Origin of the sequence: Buttiauxella sp. WJP83 (assembly GCF_027594725.1) — a bacterium.
GTDB classification, from domain to species: Bacteria; Pseudomonadota; Gammaproteobacteria; order Enterobacterales; family Enterobacteriaceae; genus Buttiauxella; species Buttiauxella selenatireducens.
The window spans coordinates 84,524-101,436 of the sequence record NZ_CP110080.1 but is presented as its reverse complement, the minus strand read 5'-3'; the positions used below and the strand labels follow the sequence as shown (position 1 = coordinate 101,436).

The window sequence follows — 16,913 nt, the reverse complement described above, 5'->3', positions numbered from 1 at the left end:
CCGGGAACAATAAAAAGGAGTTACAGACCCATGCCGCAAACACATTCGCCGATTATGCTGACCCCCATCAAACAACCGGACATTTACCCGGGAATAACAAGCGTTGTATTAAATGACCAGACGATTCAGGAGCGCTTACACAAAATTTTGCAGGGTATGGCGCGACAAAATCTGGATGCGTTAATCGTCTACGCAGACAAAGAACATGGTGGGAATTTTGAATATCTGACGGGATTCATCCCGCGCTTTGAAGAGGGTTTGCTGGTACTGCATAAAAGCGGCGAAGCGGTTCTGGTTCTCGGCAATGAAAATCTCAAACTCGTACCGCATTCCAGAATTCCGGCAAAAGCGGTACACGCACCGTGGTTTTCACTGCCCAACCAGCCGATGGACACCGCACTCACGCTGAGTGAAGTGCTGCAACAGGCTGGGCTTCACGAACAGCAGCGTGTCGGCATCGCGGGCTGGAAATTGTTCACCGGCACCGGCAACAACACGTCAATGTTTGATATTCCCACCTTTATCTTCCAGGCGATCCAGACGGCCCTTTCAGCGTCATGCGAACTTCTCAACGCCACGAGCCTGTTTATTTCGCCACGCGATGGTGCACGAATCATTAATAACGCCAATGAAATCGCACATTACGAATACGGTGCTAACCTGGCCTCGAGTGCGATGCTGACGGCACTGAATGCGATTGAGTTGGGTAAAACCGAAAAATCGATTGCCGCGCTGCTGGCCGCCGACGGGCAACCCAATAACGTCGTCACTATCGCCGCGACGGGCGATCGTTTTGAGAAGGCCAATTTGTATCCCTCGGATAAACAGATCAAGCAAGGCGATAAATTTTCATTAACCGTCAGCTACAAGGGCGGTTTAACCAGCCGGGCGGCGTATGTCGTTAACCACGCCGATGAACTGCCGGCTGAAGTGCAGGACTATCTCGATGTGGTCGCCATTCCCTACTATCGCGCCGTTGTGAGCTGGCTTGAGCATATGCGCGTCGGTGTGAAAGGCCATGAAGTGTATGAACTGATTGAGCGTGTTTTGCCAAAAGACGAATATCACTGGCACCTGAACCCAGGGCATTTAGTGGCTGATGAAGAGTGGCTCTGTTCACCTGTTTATCCATCATCGGACATTCGTTTATCCAGCGGAATGCTACTGCAAATCGACATCATCCCGTCGCGTAAGGGGTACGCGGGAGCGAGTATTGAAGACACCGTTGCGCTTGCGGACGAGCCTCTGCGCCTGCAACTCGCCACGCAGTATCCAGAACTTTGGCAGCGCATTCAAAACCGCCGGGCCTACATTCGGGACGTATTACATCTCCACCTTCACGACGATGTGTTGCCGTTATCCAACACGGTGGGATATTTACGGCCCTGGCTGTTCAACAAATCCTCGGCTTTGGTCAGGTCTCTTTGATGTGTACCGAGTTGTCGAGCCGTCTGATAGCAGGCACAAAACTTGCGGCAACTGTCGCAATCACGACAACAACGGCTGAGACTAATAAAACGCGGGTGTTTCCGTAGTGCATCGCCAGCGGGCCTGCGGCAAGCTCGCCAACGGGAATAGCCACGAAAGACCCCAACGCATCATAGGCATATACGCGTGCGAGTTTTTCCGGCGGGATATGGGTTTGCAGAGATTGCGCCCATACCACGCCGAACAACCCAAAACCTACGCCTGCGATGAAGAACGCGGCCATCAGAGCGGGCGTCGATGGAATGAGCGCCAAAACAGTAATCGGCCCTGCGCAAAACACCACCAACATGGTGCCGATGAATAAATCGCGCCGGGGCCGCCAGCGAAGTGCAATAAACGAACCTGCGATAAGGCCAACGCTTTGTGCAGCGATGGCCATTCCCCAGCCCGCACGGCCAAATGTGGAATCCGCCACGACCGGGCCGAGCACCATCATCACACCGCTAAATGCCGCATTAACGAGGGTAAATTGCACGACGATTGCCCAGACCCAAGTGCGCGAAATGAACTCTGCCCAACCCTCTTTCAAATCCTGCAGAATATTAGATTTTGATTCCAGAGGTTGCGCAAAGCTTGTGCGAATCATCAGGTAAAGAGGTGCTGACGCGGCAAATCCTAAGGCATCCACTGCCAATCCCCAACCAGGCCCAGTCAAGCTTGTGAGAACACCGCCTAGTGATGCACCAATCACCGTCCCGCCGTAAATGCCCAACTGAATGAAGGCATTGGCTTCCCGTAGGCAGTGAACGGGTACAGTTTGTGGAACCATAGCTTGCGAAGCGGGCAACGAGGTGCCCGCCGCCGCACCATTTATAGCGCCCAGCACCGCGAGCAGAATGATCGTGGCAGAGCCATCCAGCACTAAAAAAGCCACAATCGCCTGAGAGATTGCCGCGATAACGGATGAATAGAGCAGAACTTTGCTTCGGGAGTAGCGATCGGCAAGCACTCCGCCAATCAGCAAAAAAGCCACGTTGAAAATAGAACGCGCTGCGATAACGATGCCCAAATCGGCGGCGGTGCCACCCATGTCGAGCACAGCAAAAGCCAGAGCAATGGGCGCAATACCATTTCCCAGCACCGTCAGCAGACGGGCAAAAAACAAATGACGAAACGGAGCGTAGTGAAATGCCCGCCGGGATGCCGAGGGCGCCATATCCATATTCACAAAGTCATCTCCGTATTATTGTCATTGGCCGTCCAGAGTGGAGAGAGAATAAAGTCGTACATATAACAATGCCACATGAATTAACACTTAGTCTGGCTATCGCAAATCGAATTTCCGCCCCTCCCCAGTTAAGGGCAAATCTTGCGCCTGAATCAGCCCAGTTTTTGGCCTTGCTCGCTCATGCCGATAACGTGTCTTATGTATCGCAGACAACACTTCAGGATGAGTCTATGAACGCTAATTTTAAGAATGAAATACAAACGTTCGGACGGTCGTTGCTATTACCTATTGCTGTGCTGGCACCTGTCGGCATGGTTATGGGCATTTGTAGCGCGCTTGGCCAGAACTATATGATTGAAAAGTTACCTTTTTTAGGTAACGCCATTTTTAAAGACTTGCTCTCATCGCTTGGTTTAATCAGCAGCGTGGTATTCCAAAATATCCCTCTGCTTTTTGCGATGGGTGTCGCTTATGGCATGTCGAAAAAAGAAAAAGGCATCGCCGTTTTTGCCTCCGTTGTGGCCTATCTCACGCTGTTGATTTCAATGCACGTGCACTTAAAACTGGCAGGCCAGCTTGCGAAAGGGGATTTATCGCTGGTTGGGCAAGGCATGGTGCTGGGGATCCAGACGTTGAAGATCGAGGCGCTTGGCGGCATTATCGCAGGCCTCCTGGCGGCAAAAATAACGGATAAATATTACCGTTTACAGTTACCGCTGGCCTTTGCCTTTTTCAGCGGTAAAAAATCCGTCGCCATTCTATCCATTGCTTTTACCATCCCTGTCGGCCTGGCCATTCCCTTCATCTGGGATTTGTTTACCGCCGGAATGAACAGCCTTTCGACGGTCATGATGGCGCCGGATATTGGTGCCGGGATCTATATGACGCTCAATCGTCTGTTAATCCCCTTCGGTTTACACCATGTTTTAAGCTCTACCGTTCGCTTTACCGCAGCCGGGGGGACCTACTTAATTGATGGGCAAACTTATGTCGGTATCTTGCCGGCAATGAATAAAATCCTGTTTGAATTAGGGCCAAACCATCCAGCGTGGAAAGAATATATGCCAACGCTGACCAGCTATCTTGCGTCTTCGCAAATGCTGACAACCTTGTTCCGTGTTCCTGCTATCGGCCTTGCGATGTACCACATGGCCTACATGAAGAACAGAAAGTTCGCCAAAGGCATGATCCTGACGGTGGTATTAACCGCGGTGCTCGGGAATGTCACCGAACCACTGGAATTCTCCTTCCTGTTTATTGCACCGAAGCTGTTTATTGTTTACGCCGTGTTGTGTGGCCTGCTGACTATCCCGCTTCAGATGCTTGATGTTTCCGTGGGCTATATTCGTGGCACTATTTTTGACTTTGGCATCTTTGGTCTGATGTATGAACACACTCAGTGGCTCAACCTTATTCTGCTGGGCATCGTTAACTTTGTGGTGTTCTATTTTGTCTTCCGTTTCGCCATTCGCAAGTTCGATATTAAAACGCCGGGCCGCGAAAGTGATATGGGCGACAGTACCCTCTTGAACAATAAAGAGTATGACAAAGTCGCCGCGCTGGTCGTGGAAGGTCTTGGTGGCAAAAGCAATATTAAACGCGTCGAGAACTGCGTATCCCGCTTGCGTATTGACCTTGCCGATCAAAAGAAACTGGATATGGCAATTCTGAAAGAAGCAGGAGCGCTGGGTACCTTTATTCCGTCCAGTAACCATATTCATGTTGTTTTCGGCCCGCATGTTGAGTTCGTCCGCAACGCGGTGGACGATGCCATGGCCAAACAGGAGAAATAACCATGCGCGCACTTTATGATTCAAAAAGTAAAACCATTGATGACAAAGGAATGAAAGCCTTGTTTACCCACGAGGCCCGGGTTCAGTCCTGGCTTGATGTGGAGGCCGCGCTGGCTACGGCACAGGCTAAGGTCGGCATTATTCCTGCTTCAGCGGCAAAAAATATCGCCGAAAACTGCCAGCTTAACCGTATTGACCTGGCGGAAGTCGAGCGCCTGCTGCGGGAAATCGGACACGGATTTGTCCCGGTGATTAAAGTGCTGGTCAAAGCGTGCGATGAAGAAAGCGGCAAATACGTGCACTACGGGGTGACGACGCAAAACATCCAGCAAACCGCACATCTCCTGTTGGTGAAACAGTTCCATCAGCAGCTGATGAGCTTTGTGGATGCCACGCTTGAGAACCTGGCAAGACTTGCCCTGCAACACAAAGACACCCTGATGGCGGGACGTACCCACGGAAAACATGCCCTGCCAATTACCTATGGCTACAAGGTTTCGGTGTGGATTTACGAGCTGCTGGGTGCCGTTGAACGGATGCAGGAAGCGGAAAAGCGCGTCTTTACCGTGATGATGGGGGGCGCAGTAGGTGCCTTCCACGCCACCGGAGAGCCGGGGCGACAAGTGCAGGATCTGGTCGCAGAAGCACTGGATATGCACCCAATGCGCGTGCCTTCCCGTAATGCACGGGTGTATCGCGCCGAATACATCAGCAATTTGTGCCTGCTGGCCACCACCTTCCACAAAATTGCCGAAGAGGTTTATCAGACTTCCAGCGAAGAGTTTGGTGAAGTGTCAGAGGCTTTCGCCAAAGGCACTGTCGGCAGCAGCACGATGCCGCAAAAAGTGAACCCGAAACTGGCGAAGGGGATTATCGCGAACGCCCAGCGACTGTATGCCGTGATGACATCGTCTTTGTACGTCTGTCCGCGTCCGTTTGAGGCCGACAGTTCTGCCTATTTCATCTTCGACGCCAACCTACAAGAAAGCATTGAATTGATGGCAGAAATCGTTCTTCGCGCTGAAGAACTGACCCGCACACTGATCGTCGATAAAACGCGTATGCAGCAAAACGTGATGCTGACGCATGGGCTTATCAACAGCGAAAAAATCATGATGAGCCTGGTTGAACGATTAGGGAAAGATCCGGCGCATGAACTGGTCTACACCATGGCGATGCGCAGTACGCATGAAGGGTTGGATTACGGCAGTGTGCTGCGCAACGAACCGGTGATTCGCGACAACTTCACTGATGACGAAATCCGTGAGTTGCTTGATCCGGCAGCCTATACCGGCCTTTGCGCGGTGTTGGCTGAGGAACTGGCTCACACCGTTTTTGCCAGAAAGGAGTGAACAATGAGTGACGTCACGGCTCTAAAATCAACGCATATTGTGACACCAGATGGCATTCGCGCCGGGTATTTGCTCATTGAAAACGGCACTATCCTGGGTATTGAAGATAGCTGGTCCGGCCCGGCCACGGATTATGGCAGCAGTTACCTGATGCCAGGATTTGTCGATATTCATGTGCATGGCTGGGGGCGCGGCTCGTTCGCCTATAAAGGCGATCATGCCTCGCTGGTCAACATGAGCCGCGATTTAGTCAGCAGTGGCGTCACCTCTTATCTGGCGACTTCCGGCACCATGCCTGATGATTTTCTGAAATCGTCTTTAGCCGCCGCCGCCGATTACCTCGAAGCGGCGACGCCATCTGATGGCGCGGAGGTCATCGGTGTGCATATGGAAGGGCCGTGGATCAACCCTAAACATCTGGGAATGCAGCGGGCGGATTGCCTGCAGTCCCCGTCGATTGAGGGTTTTGAGCAGTTTAATGCGCAGGCAAGAGGACATATACGCCTGGTCACACTGGCACCGGAACTGGAAGGCTCTCTGCCCTTTATCCGCTATCTACACGGTAAAGGGATTACGGTTTCCGCCGGACATACCGATGCCACCTTTGATGAGATTACCGCCGCCATTGACGCTGGTTTGAAGCACTTCACTCATGCTTTCAGCGCCATGCGCGGTTTCCATCACCGCGAGTTGGGTGTCGTGGGCGCGTTGATGTATTACCCGGACGTGTACGCAGAAGTGGCAAAACAAAGTGGGATCACCATTAAGCCCCAGGCCTTTGACATCCTCTATCGCTTGAAAGGGGATCGTCGGCTGGTATTGATGAGTGATTGCATGGGTTATGCCGATTTTCCAGAGGGTTACGAATTTCATCACTATTTGCGTCAGGAGACGTTTCGCATTCGTCAGGGGAAACTGGAAATCACCGCGAAGAATGGTGAGTGCCAACAGGTGTCACCGGATGACTGGCCGGTGGTGTCCGGGCTGGAGATGAATTTCCTGGATTCCGTGAAAAATATCGTCGGGCGTCTGGAAAAAGGGCTGGAATCGGTGGCGCAAATTGCCTGTCACAATCCTGCGGTACTTGCGGGAGTGGCATCGAGGAAAGGCAGCCTGGCAGCGGGGAAAGACGCGGATATTCTCTGTCTTGATCACGCGTTAAATCTGACTCATGTATGGTGTCGTGGCGTCAGCCAACCCTTGCCCGATGTCAGATAAAGATCTCAGGATAGCGAGTTTCAAGGTACTGCCGTAGCTCGCTGTCCGTCAGGTTTCTGCTCTCTTCAATAAATGTCTCAATGGCGATTTTTTTCTTCGCCCGTGAAAGACCCATCTGACGCAATGTGGAGATATCTTCTTGTGTCAGATGAAAACTCACTTTGACGTAATCGTACTGGTAATAACGCAGATAACTGGAAATCTTATTGGTAAAGGTTAACAGCAGATCGAAAGGGATATCCTGCAGCTGATGGATTTCATTAATGTTCACGCTTGCCACAATATCAATATGAAACCATGACTTAAGCACTTCTTTAAAATAGCCGACTTTGCTTTCCGATGAATTAGTGACGATCACTATCCTTTTTTTCGTCTCATCATGAAGGCGGTTTTGTAATTCGTATTTCTTCAGGATCAGCACCAGTGTCGCAATATGCACTGGGGAAAAATTCACCGCCCAGGCTTGCTCAATTTCTCGCACTTCCACACAGACGCCCTGATACAGCGCCGGATAGTGCTCACGCACATGGTGCAGTTTTTTATCCTCAAACCACAGACTGAATTTGTTCTGCACGATGGCGGTATAAATAAACTGATAGACCTCACCGAACCAGGTTTGCTGGTTATTAATTTTCGCCTGAAGTAAGGGTGCAATGGCCTCGCAAAAGCGCCGTACCTTGTCGATCAGCGGGACGTCATACAGGGTGAATGGCCGCCAGGTGAATGACAGCGAGGAGAGCAGCAAATCGAGAAAACGGTTTTCAGCCGGTGATGTAAGTAGACTGAAATCCATCGCCGTGACGAAATCCAGTGCGTGAGTGTCGGTAATGCAATGTCCACGCCCGGTACGCTGCAGGGCGATACTCATATACACCAGAAAGTATTTCTTACCGTTATAGCCCAACGTCAGGCGCGGCGCGATGCGTTGGCTGTAAATGTCCGCAGCTTCACGGATTTCCCTCTCGCACTGCTGCAAAAACTGACAGGCGATTGAGCGATTAATCGGTTCGTTGGCGGAATGCTGTACCAGTTGGTTGTCCTCACCAATTTCAACCGTTTTCAGAATGGTGAGACAAATGGCGATACGCAGTGAGATTTCATCCCCCTGAAGCCGGGAGCCTTGTCGGTGAACACTTTGCACTGCAAGTTTGTTCGCCTGCAGAAACGTTATCAGCGCCTGATTGTCATTTTTCAGGGTGCCGGGACTGACGTGGAATTTCTGGTAATAATCACTTTTATTGACGATGTTCTGCAAACACAACGCCACGGTTAAATCACGCACCCGTTCTTCTGGACTCGTCAGATAGCGATTGAAGTGAATATTTTCGAGGAATGACACGTACTCGCGATAACTCATCGCAGTAATAATCGATTGGTTTTCAATATGTAAATGAAAAGCGGGATCAAGCTGATCGTTGATTTCTTTCATCGAGCGTTTCAGTGTAGAGAAGGTTTTACCGAAATGCTGTACGGCATCCTCTACATAAACAGGGCTGTGTTCCTGAAGGTATTTCAGAAAGGATAAATCAAAACTGTTCATCAAAAACTCTGACAGGAAACGCCGCGCGACGCTATGTTTTCATCATCCTGCCATCGTACATTAGCCGCGAAATTAAAACCGTGACCAACGCCGTTATGTCATGGCAAGAATGCGTCTTTCCCCCCTGAATCCTCCTTCTGCTGCCAATGTAAGGGTCAAGTGAGGAGCGTCTTGTTAACGTAAATGCAACCTTCCTTTTGGGCGTGATATTCCCCCGAATCGTGATAAATTTTTAAATATGTGATCCAGCCGTTCAATTATTCCAAAAAACATATTTTTAAATCCAGAATTGATATTCAGTATTTGACCGACAACCCATAGTATATAAAGTAATCTGCTACGGTATCAGTACAGCATCTTCGTGTGACAAACCTGGTTGCTATTTATTCTTTGATTTTAATTGCTTGAGATAATTTGATATGGAAAACACACATAAATATCAGATTAAAGTTCCTTTTATAGAACAAATTGGCAACAGCCCCAAAGCAGCACAATCTGTTAACTATTCTAAAACATTGGGGAGCAATAACAACTGGATTGGTTGTGGCTACATTGACCGAGAAGGAAAGACAAAAAAACATAACAATGTCAGCTTTCCCTATTTTTCATTAGTCTTTGTTCTGGAAGGAAAAGGAACTTATATAGATTCTCAGGATCAACTGCACCACCTTGAAAAAGGTTCTATTTTTTTAAGAAGACCAGGATACAGGCACTCCAGCTATTGCGAAAGCCAGCCGCCGTGGAAAGAGTATTATATTGATTGTAATCTGAGCTTATATAATCACTTCTCATCAATTTTAATACCTGACAACAATGTTACTGTTTTTAAAGCCATTTGCGTGCTCGAAACCATTGATAAGTTCTCTGAACTCATGGATTTCATCAAAAATGCGAGCACACAAGATCTACCCAATATTTATATAAAATTCATGGCCCTACTCGCTCACATATTTAACAACACCGTCGATTTACAGATTTTTGACGAAAGTGACACTATCAACCAGGTCAAAACCGATTTAGACAATTTATGCCATCAACGCATAGATCTTAAAGTTTATTGTGAAAACCAATCCCTTAACTATGAAGTATTTAGAAAGAAGTTTAAAGAACAGACAGGACTAACGCTGAATAACTATATGATTCGTTGCCGTTTAAATAGGGCATGCACCTTATTAAGAACGACGACAACCAGAATATCTGAGATATCGAATGAACTGGGATACTCCTCACAATATGAGTTCTCCAATCAGTTCAAGCGCTATTTCAATTTATCTCCAAAGCAGTACAGAACTGGAGCAGCGTGAATTTAATTTCTTATTTTATGGATTGAACATCTAATTTATTTTTGACAAAAACATAAAGGTACTCTGCATGATTGCTTATATGGCTGTCCCCGTGGTTTTTATTACCATGTATATGATAATAAAAAACTATCAGACCCACACGACCCTGACAATATCGGGCCTGTTGATGCTCACCATTGGCGTAGTATTTACGCAAGGTGGCATCGCCGACTTCATGGGGAAACAATATAAATTCGCGACAACAGGCTCGACATTTTTTGACCTGTTTGGGGCATTCAGCGCCATCATGTCCGAGCGCACAGCAACCATCGGTATGATTGCCATGACCTCTGCCGGATTTGCTGCCTATATGAGCAAAATCGGCGCTGCGGATTGCCTGGTTAAGGCATGTGCCAAACCGCTGCAGGCGATCAACAAACCTTATCTGATTCTGGCTCTGGCCTTCATTATTGGGCAGACATTGAATCTGGTGATTCCAAGCCCTGCTGGGCTAGCCATGCTGTTGCTCATCTCTTTCTATCCGATCCTGTTGCAGGCTGGGGTTAGCCCACTCTCTGCCGCCGTGGTGATAGGCACGTGTGGTTCTCTCGACCTTGGGCCAGGGTCTGGTAACTCCAACGTTGCAGCAGAATTGCTGGATATGTCGATTGTCGAGTACTTCGCCACAACCGAGATCCTGGTAGCCATACCGGTTACCTTAACCGTTGCGGCCACGCATTTCTTTGTACAGAAATGGTTTGATAAGCGAGATGGCGTGCAACAACCTCAGTCTGTGGTTAACGCGACCAGCAAAGAAAACGACGTTCCTTATTCAAGACTCTATGCATTTCTGCCGTTCCTGCCTCTGGCGTTGTTGCTTATTTTCTCCGAGATTGGCATTGAAGGCATCACCATCAACGCCCCGATCGCCATGTTTGCCTCGTTGATTATTATCCTAGGGATTGATGCCTTTAAAGTTAAAAGCCTGCATAAGGCGCTGGATCGCTCCTTTGAGTTCTTTAAAGGCATGTCGGGTGCTTTCAGTACTGTGGTTGTTTTAATTGTTGCCGCGACCACATTTACATTGGGTCTGGATGCGATTGGTGCCGTTGATGCCATGAAGTCGATGATTCTGGCAGGGAATGTTCACTACATCCTGATCACCCTATTCGGCATGCTTATCATCGCATTCACCGCGATGTTAACCGGTTCCGGGAGTGCTGCGTTTGTTAGCTTCGCCAATCTGGGTTCAGAGCTCTCCGCTGCCGCGGGCGTTAAAACCGTCCTCATGCTGGTTCCGATGCAACACGCCGCTGGTTTTGGCCGTTCCTTGTCTCCTGTTGCAGCCGTGGTTATCGCGGTGGCGGTGGCAGCAAATGTCAGTCCATTCGCCATCCTCAAGCGCGCGGCAATCCCCTGCATCGTTGGCATTCTTGCCACCATGTTCTACACACAAATTATTTTTGGTTAATGGTGCCTACTGATGACTACATGCTATGACCCAACAAGCTATACCCTGAATCGTAATGGTTTTGAGAATATTTATGATGATGCCAACATTTACCAGACATGGCTGGATATCGAGGCGGCACTGGCGAAAGTACAAATTGAGCTGGGCATTATTCCCAAGGAAGAGGGAGAGGTCATCATCAAGCACTGTGATATTACGCTGCTCGACGTCGACAATATTATTCAGGGCTATATTAAAACAAAACACCCACTGGTACCGGTCCTGAATGAATTAGGCCGTATCGTTGGAGATAGTGCAGCGAAATATATTCACTATGGGATCACCACGCAAAATATTCAGCAAACGGCAGAGCTTTATCTGTGTAAAAAATTTAACCAGGAATTTATTTCCATCATCGATAAAATTGTCGCCAATATTGCTGAACTCAAACGACGCAACAAAGATGTCGTCATTGCCGCCAGGACTCACTCCAGGCATGCACTGCCCATTATGTTGAATACTAAATTCGCCGTTTGGGAAGATGAGCTGTTACGGTGCAAAGAGATTTTGACCACATCTGCTGCAGGCGTTTTTCAGGTCATGATGGGTGGCGCTGTCGGTGGATTCCATACGTTGCCTGATATCGGGCCTAAAATGCAGTCGCGCATTGCCGAATTGTTAGACATGGGTGAGATGAACATTCCCAGCCGGGCGATCAGGGTGCATATGTGTCAGTACGTCAACAACCTGACATTGATTGCACAGAGTTGTGCCAAAATCGCCGAAGAAGTCTATATCAGCACCTCTGAGGAATACTCAGAAATGAGTGAAGGCTTCTCCGAAGGGCAAATTGGCAGTAGCACCATGCCACAGAAGATCAATCCGGCGCTCTGCTACGGCATCATCGGGAATGCGAGGATCCTGTTCAGTATGCCAGGAACCATGCTGAATATGGCCGTTCGACCGTTTGAAGCGGATGGTTGCAGCAACCTGATCATCGACAATTCGCTCCGTCAGGCCAATCTGCTTGCGCATGAAATTCTGCTGAAAACAGAGGTACTACTGAAGGATCTGTTTATCGACAAAGCCGCCATGCGAAGAAACCTTAAAATCACTGACGGAATGATTAACGCTGAAAAAGTGATGATGGAGTTATCAAAGAAAGGGCTGGGCAAAGCAAAAGCACACGAAGCGGTTTATGACATCATCATGACGGCTAAAAAAGAGTCTCTCTCTTTTAGTGAGTCCTACGCCCGCCAGCATGAGTTGCATAACTATCTGTCCACAGAGGATTTTGCCAGGGCAATTTCGCCAGAGGCTTACACTGGCGTGGAATATTGCTGATATTCGCTTTATCTCCCACGCTTTCCACAAAAAAACACCGGCTCAGGCCGGTGTTCTTTATCAATTCGCACCCACCAAATCTTGCGCACAAGCCCACGCAGAGCTCCACGCCCACTGGAAGTTATAGCCACCTAACCAACCGCTCACGTCCATCACTTCACCGATGAAATACAGGCCGGGTACGTTACGCGCTTCCATGGTACGTGAGCTGAGTTCGTTGGTGTCCACACCGCCAAGCGTCACTTCTGCGGTGCGATAACCTTCAGTGCCGTTAGGTTGCACACGCCACTCTTGCAGCGTTGCCAGTAACTCACTTTGTTGGCGGGAGTTCAGCTGCTTGAGTGTCACATCCGGTATCTGCCCTAACTGCTGCAGGCATTCTACAAGGCGTTTGGGTAATACGAATGCCAGCGTATTTTTCAGGCTTTGATTAGGGTGAGCATTGCGCTGTTCGTTGAGAAGCTCATCCAGATCGGTATCGGGAAGTAAGTTAACGCTCACAAACTCGCCAGGCTGCCAGTAACTTGAAAGCTGCAGCACCGCAGGACCCGATAAGCCACGATGGGTGAACAACAGGCTTTCGCGGAAGCTAACACCGTTTTCGGCAGTGATGACAGACGGCACTGAAACACCGGACAGCACCTGCAGCTGTTCGAGTAGCGGTTTATGCAGCGTAAAAGGCACCAGTCCTGCGCGGGTCGGTAAAACCTTCAGCCCAAACTGCTCGGCAATTTTGTAGCCGAACGGTGTCGCGCCAAGACCAGGCATTGAAAGGCCGCCAGTCGCGATGACTAATTTTGCCGCTTGTACGCTGTCGCCATTTAATTGGAGGGTATAGCCATTTTCATCACGTTCGATGCCTAACACTTCGCTACGCAAGCGTGTGGTGACGTTCCCTTTTTCACATTCGGCAACCAGCATATCGACAATTTGTTGTGCCGAATCATCACAGAAAAGTTGACCCAGCGTCTTCTCATGCCACGCAATACCATGCTTGCCGACCATGTCGATAAAATCCCATTGGGTATAACGCGCAAGTGCAGATTTGCAAAAATGTGGGTTTTGGCTGAGATACGCGGCAGGTTCGATATAAAGGTTAGTAAAGTTGCAACGCCCGCCACCGGACATCAGGATCTTACGGCCCGGTTTTTTACCGTTATCGATGAGTAACACACGACTGCCTGCTTGCCCTGCCATCGCAGCACAGAACATTCCTGCGGCACCCGCACCAATAATAACAGCATCAAACTTTTCCACGACCGGCTCCTGACTATACTCAATGCAAGGAAGTGTAAAGATAGGCGCATGGTCGCACCAGCTAAATGCGCACCAGTAATCGCAGGTGATTGAAAATAAATATGTAAATCTTTTCAATGTTTGATGAAGGACAGACAAACATCAAGAAAAGTCCATATTTCTGTTGGCGCATTACGGAGTTGTCTTACATAATGCGCCGCGTTCATGTCCTCACAATGGCGTAACGTCTATGGAATTTCTGTTTACCGGCCTGGATCTACATACCGGGCTCTTGTTATTACTTGCCCTGGCATTTGTTCTCTTCTACGAAGCGATCAATGGCTTTCATGACACTGCGAATGCAGTGGCAACCGTTATTTATACACGTGCAATGCGATCGCAACTCGCGGTGGCAATGGCGGCGTTATTTAACTTTCTCGGCGTTCTGCTCGGTGGATTGAGCGTGGCGTATGCGATTGTGCATATGTTGCCAACCGATCTGCTGTTGAACGTAGGGTCCGCTCATGGCCTCGCCATGGTGTTCTCTATGTTGCTGGCCGCTATCATCTGGAACCTCGGCACCTGGTATTTTGGTCTGCCGGCTTCCAGCTCCCATACGCTTATCGGTGCCATCATTGGTATTGGTTTGACGAACGCGTTGATGACCGGCACTTCGGTTGTTGATGCGCTGAATATCCCGAAAGTGATTGGGATTTTCATGTCGTTGATCCTCTCCCCAATCGTGGGTCTGGTGGTCGCGGGCGGGTTAATCTTTTTGCTACGTCGCTACTGGAGCGGCACCAAGAAGCGCCGCCGTATCCACCTCACACCGGCTGAACGTGAAAAACAAGACGGCAAGAAAAAACCGCCATTCTGGACGCGTATCGCCCTGATTATCTCCGCTATTGGCGTGAGTTTCTCTCATGGTGCTAACGACGGTCAGAAAGGCATTGGTTTGATCATGCTGGTGCTGATTGGTGTCGCTCCTGCGGGCTTCGTGGTGAATATGAATGCTTCCGGTTACGACATTGCTCGTACTCGCGATGCCATCACCCACCTTGAGCAATACTATGCACAGCACAGCGATGCGATTAAGCACGTCATCGATCTCAATCCAGCTATTCCAACCCCTGAAGAAGTGAAGGGCCAGGATAAGCCTGCTGAGTTCCATTGCGATGCGAGCCGCGCCATCATTGCGGTACAGCGTGCGAAAGAGCTGCTGGGCAATCTCGACAGCTACGACAAGTTAAGCATTGAGCAGCGTAGCCAGATGCGCCGTCTGTTGCTTTGCATCTCTGATACATCAGAAAAAGTCGCCAAGCTGCCGGAAACCAAACCGGAAGATAAGCGCTTCCTGAAAGAGCTGAAAACTGACTTGCTGTATACCATCGAGTACGCACCAATCTGGATTATCATGGCGGTCGCTCTGGCGCTCGGCATCGGTACCATGATCGGCTGGCGTCGTGTGGCAACCACTATCGGTGAGAAGATTGGTAAGAAAGGCATGACCTATGCGCAGGGTATGTCCGCGCAGGTGACCGCCGCCGTCTCCATCGGTATTGCGAGCTACACCGGTATGCCGGTTTCCACGACTCACGTGCTGTCTTCTTCCGTAGCGGGGACGATGGTGGTTGATGGTGGTGGTTTGCAGCGTAAGACAGTCACCAATATCCTGATGGCGTGGGTGTTTACTCTGCCAGTATCGATTTTGCTGTCTGGTTGCCTGTACTGGATTTCACTGCACTTCATTTAAACATGATGCGGTGATCGCAAGACGACAAAAAGCGGGTCAGGAAACTGGCCCGCTTTTTTTATGCCTCTAAACCCTCAATGCCAAATCATCAAACCAATCAGACTTATCATCACCAGCCCACACAACGCGCTGGTCAAAATAAACTGACGGCGTAGACGTTCGCAACGGCGGATAAACTCATCGTCATGATGGTCAAGATAACGCTGGGCGTAGATATAGCTCACCAGGCGAATCTGTTTACTGGGTTGCCCGTGAGAGGTAAAGAAGCCTCCCCCATCGACATATTGATAGAGCAGCGGATCGCACCCGCGCAGTACCACCAGTAACGCGCGCAAAGATGAGTAATAACGCGCCATATTCACAACACAAACTACACAAAGCGCCCAAAAAAGCGCGACGGTGCTGATCATCATAATTACCCCCCCGGTGAAGCCCCAGTACATCACTCCAGGGCAACCTCTCACCCCGAAAACCAGAAAGACCGTTCAGCGAGCCCAAAAAACCGATCCAGTTCACATTACTATTCCGGAACGGCTTATTTAATAGTGTAGGAGATCCGTTAATTTTTTCGCCACATCGTTAACCTTTATCAAGGCGATAAAAGCCATTTAAGGCTTAAATGTATACGGCGGTGGCACATTGACGATATCTATCATTCACTATAGGGTAGAAATATCATCTACAATTTAGGTCCTTACACGCGGGTAACAGTGATGTCGTACATCGTGTTATCCGACCAGGCTGGTCATCGACAACTTATGGAAGGAGTAAAATTATGGCTTACAAACACATTTTGATCGCGGTAGACCTCTCCCCGGAGAGCAAAGTACTGGTGGAAAAAGCGGTGTCTATGGCTCGTCCATACAACGCGAAGGTTTCCCTGATTCATGTCGATGTAAATTACTCCGATCTCTATACCGGATTGATCGATGTAAATCTGGGCGATATGCAGAAGCGCATTTCTGAGGAAACTCACAACGCACTGAGCGAATTGTCTAGCGGCGCGGGCTATCCGATTACTGAAACCCTGAGCGGTAGCGGTGATCTTGGCCAGGTTTTGGTGGATGCAATTAAGAAATACGATATGGATTTAGTCGTCTGCGGCCATCACCAGGACTTCTGGAGCAAACTGATGTCCTCTGCTCGCCAGCTGATCAATACCGTTCACGTTGATATGTTGATTGTTCCATTGCGTGACGAAGACGAAGACTAACGTTTAACCGCACCAGGTCGCCCTCACCCTAACCCTCTCCCCCAGGAGAGGGGATTATCTGGTTTCTCCCTCTCC

13 protein-coding genes are annotated in these 16,913 nt (G+C 49.3%); 9 read left to right on the top strand and 4 right to left on the bottom strand.

Going from position 1 to position 16,913, the window contains the following annotated elements:
* Window positions 1-30: 30 nt before the first annotated feature.
* Complete coding sequence (locus OH773_RS00435) at window positions 31-1,428, top strand: M24 family metallopeptidase (protein WP_270142018.1); 1,398 nt, start codon at window positions 31-33, stop codon at window positions 1,426-1,428.
* On the opposite strand, the gene OH773_RS00430 is transcribed toward OH773_RS00435, so the two are convergent.
* Window positions 1,415-2,650 carry an MFS transporter gene (locus tag OH773_RS00430; protein ID WP_442865693.1) on the bottom strand — a complete coding sequence of 412 codons (1,236 nt, stop codon included), beginning with the start codon at window positions 2,648-2,650 and terminating at the stop codon, window positions 1,415-1,417. The two genes, OH773_RS00435 and OH773_RS00430, sit on opposite strands and share 14 nt — an antisense overlap.
* A gap of 236 nt (window positions 2,651-2,886) precedes the next feature.
* Between OH773_RS00430 and OH773_RS00425 the strand changes: the two genes are divergently transcribed.
* The 3 genes from OH773_RS00425 to nagA are packed head-to-tail and all read left to right on the top strand — an operon-like array spanning window position 2,887 to window position 7,019.
* On the top strand, window positions 2,887-4,449 hold the full coding sequence (locus OH773_RS00425; protein ID WP_270142014.1) for a PTS transporter subunit EIIC: 1,563 nt from the start codon (window positions 2,887-2,889) through the stop codon (window positions 4,447-4,449).
* A gap of 2 nt (window positions 4,450-4,451) precedes the next feature.
* Window positions 4,452-5,801: a class-II fumarase/aspartase family protein gene (locus OH773_RS00420; protein WP_270142012.1), complete on the top strand. Its 1,350-nt coding sequence runs from the start codon at window positions 4,452-4,454 to the stop codon at window positions 5,799-5,801.
* A gap of 3 nt (window positions 5,802-5,804) precedes the next feature.
* Complete coding sequence (gene nagA / locus OH773_RS00415) at window positions 5,805-7,019, top strand: N-acetylglucosamine-6-phosphate deacetylase (RefSeq protein WP_270142010.1); 1,215 nt, start codon at window positions 5,805-5,807, stop codon at window positions 7,017-7,019.
* Here the strand turns inward: nagA and OH773_RS00410 are convergent.
* Complete coding sequence (locus OH773_RS00410) at window positions 7,012-8,559, bottom strand: hypothetical protein (protein ID WP_270142008.1); 1,548 nt, start codon at window positions 8,557-8,559, stop codon at window positions 7,012-7,014. The two genes, nagA and OH773_RS00410, sit on opposite strands and share 8 nt — an antisense overlap.
* Before the next feature lie 419 nt (window positions 8,560-8,978).
* On the opposite strand from OH773_RS00410, the gene OH773_RS00405 reads away from it, so the two are divergent.
* The 3 genes from OH773_RS00405 to OH773_RS00395 all read left to right on the top strand — a co-directional run bounded on the left by OH773_RS00405 (window position 8,979) and on the right by OH773_RS00395 (window position 12,636).
* Window positions 8,979-9,863, top strand: a complete 885-nt coding sequence (locus OH773_RS00405) for an AraC family transcriptional regulator (protein WP_270142006.1) — start codon at window positions 8,979-8,981, stop codon at window positions 9,861-9,863.
* Window positions 9,864-9,969: 106 nt separating this feature from the next.
* Complete coding sequence (dcuC, locus tag OH773_RS00400; protein ID WP_270142004.1) at window positions 9,970-11,313, top strand: C4-dicarboxylate transporter DcuC; 1,344 nt, start codon at window positions 9,970-9,972, stop codon at window positions 11,311-11,313.
* 12 nt (window positions 11,314-11,325) lie between these two features.
* Entirely contained in the window at window positions 11,326-12,636 is a 1,311-nt protein-coding gene (locus tag OH773_RS00395) for a class-II fumarase/aspartase family protein (protein ID WP_270142002.1), read from the top strand.
* Between the two features lie 60 nt (window positions 12,637-12,696).
* Here the strand turns inward: OH773_RS00395 and OH773_RS00390 are convergent, their stop codons facing one another.
* Entirely contained in the window at window positions 12,697-13,893 is a 1,197-nt protein-coding gene (locus tag OH773_RS00390; RefSeq protein WP_270142000.1) for an NAD(P)/FAD-dependent oxidoreductase, read from the bottom strand.
* Window positions 13,894-14,122: 229 nt separating this feature from the next.
* On the opposite strand from OH773_RS00390, the gene pitA reads away from it, so the two are divergent.
* A complete protein-coding gene (pitA, locus tag OH773_RS00385) occupies window positions 14,123-15,625 on the top strand; it encodes an inorganic phosphate transporter PitA (RefSeq protein WP_183272114.1) in 1,503 nt (500 codons plus the stop codon).
* A gap of 74 nt (window positions 15,626-15,699) precedes the next feature.
* On the opposite strand, the gene uspB is transcribed toward pitA, so the two are convergent.
* A complete protein-coding gene (gene uspB / locus OH773_RS00380; protein ID WP_064542541.1) occupies window positions 15,700-16,035 on the bottom strand; it encodes a universal stress protein UspB in 336 nt (111 codons plus the stop codon).
* A gap of 365 nt (window positions 16,036-16,400) precedes the next feature.
* Here uspB and uspA point away from each other — a divergent pair, with 365 nt between their 5' ends.
* Window positions 16,401-16,838, top strand: a complete 438-nt coding sequence (gene uspA, locus OH773_RS00375) for a universal stress protein UspA (RefSeq protein ID WP_183272113.1) — start codon at window positions 16,401-16,403, stop codon at window positions 16,836-16,838.
* Window positions 16,839-16,913: the final 75 nt, after the last annotated feature.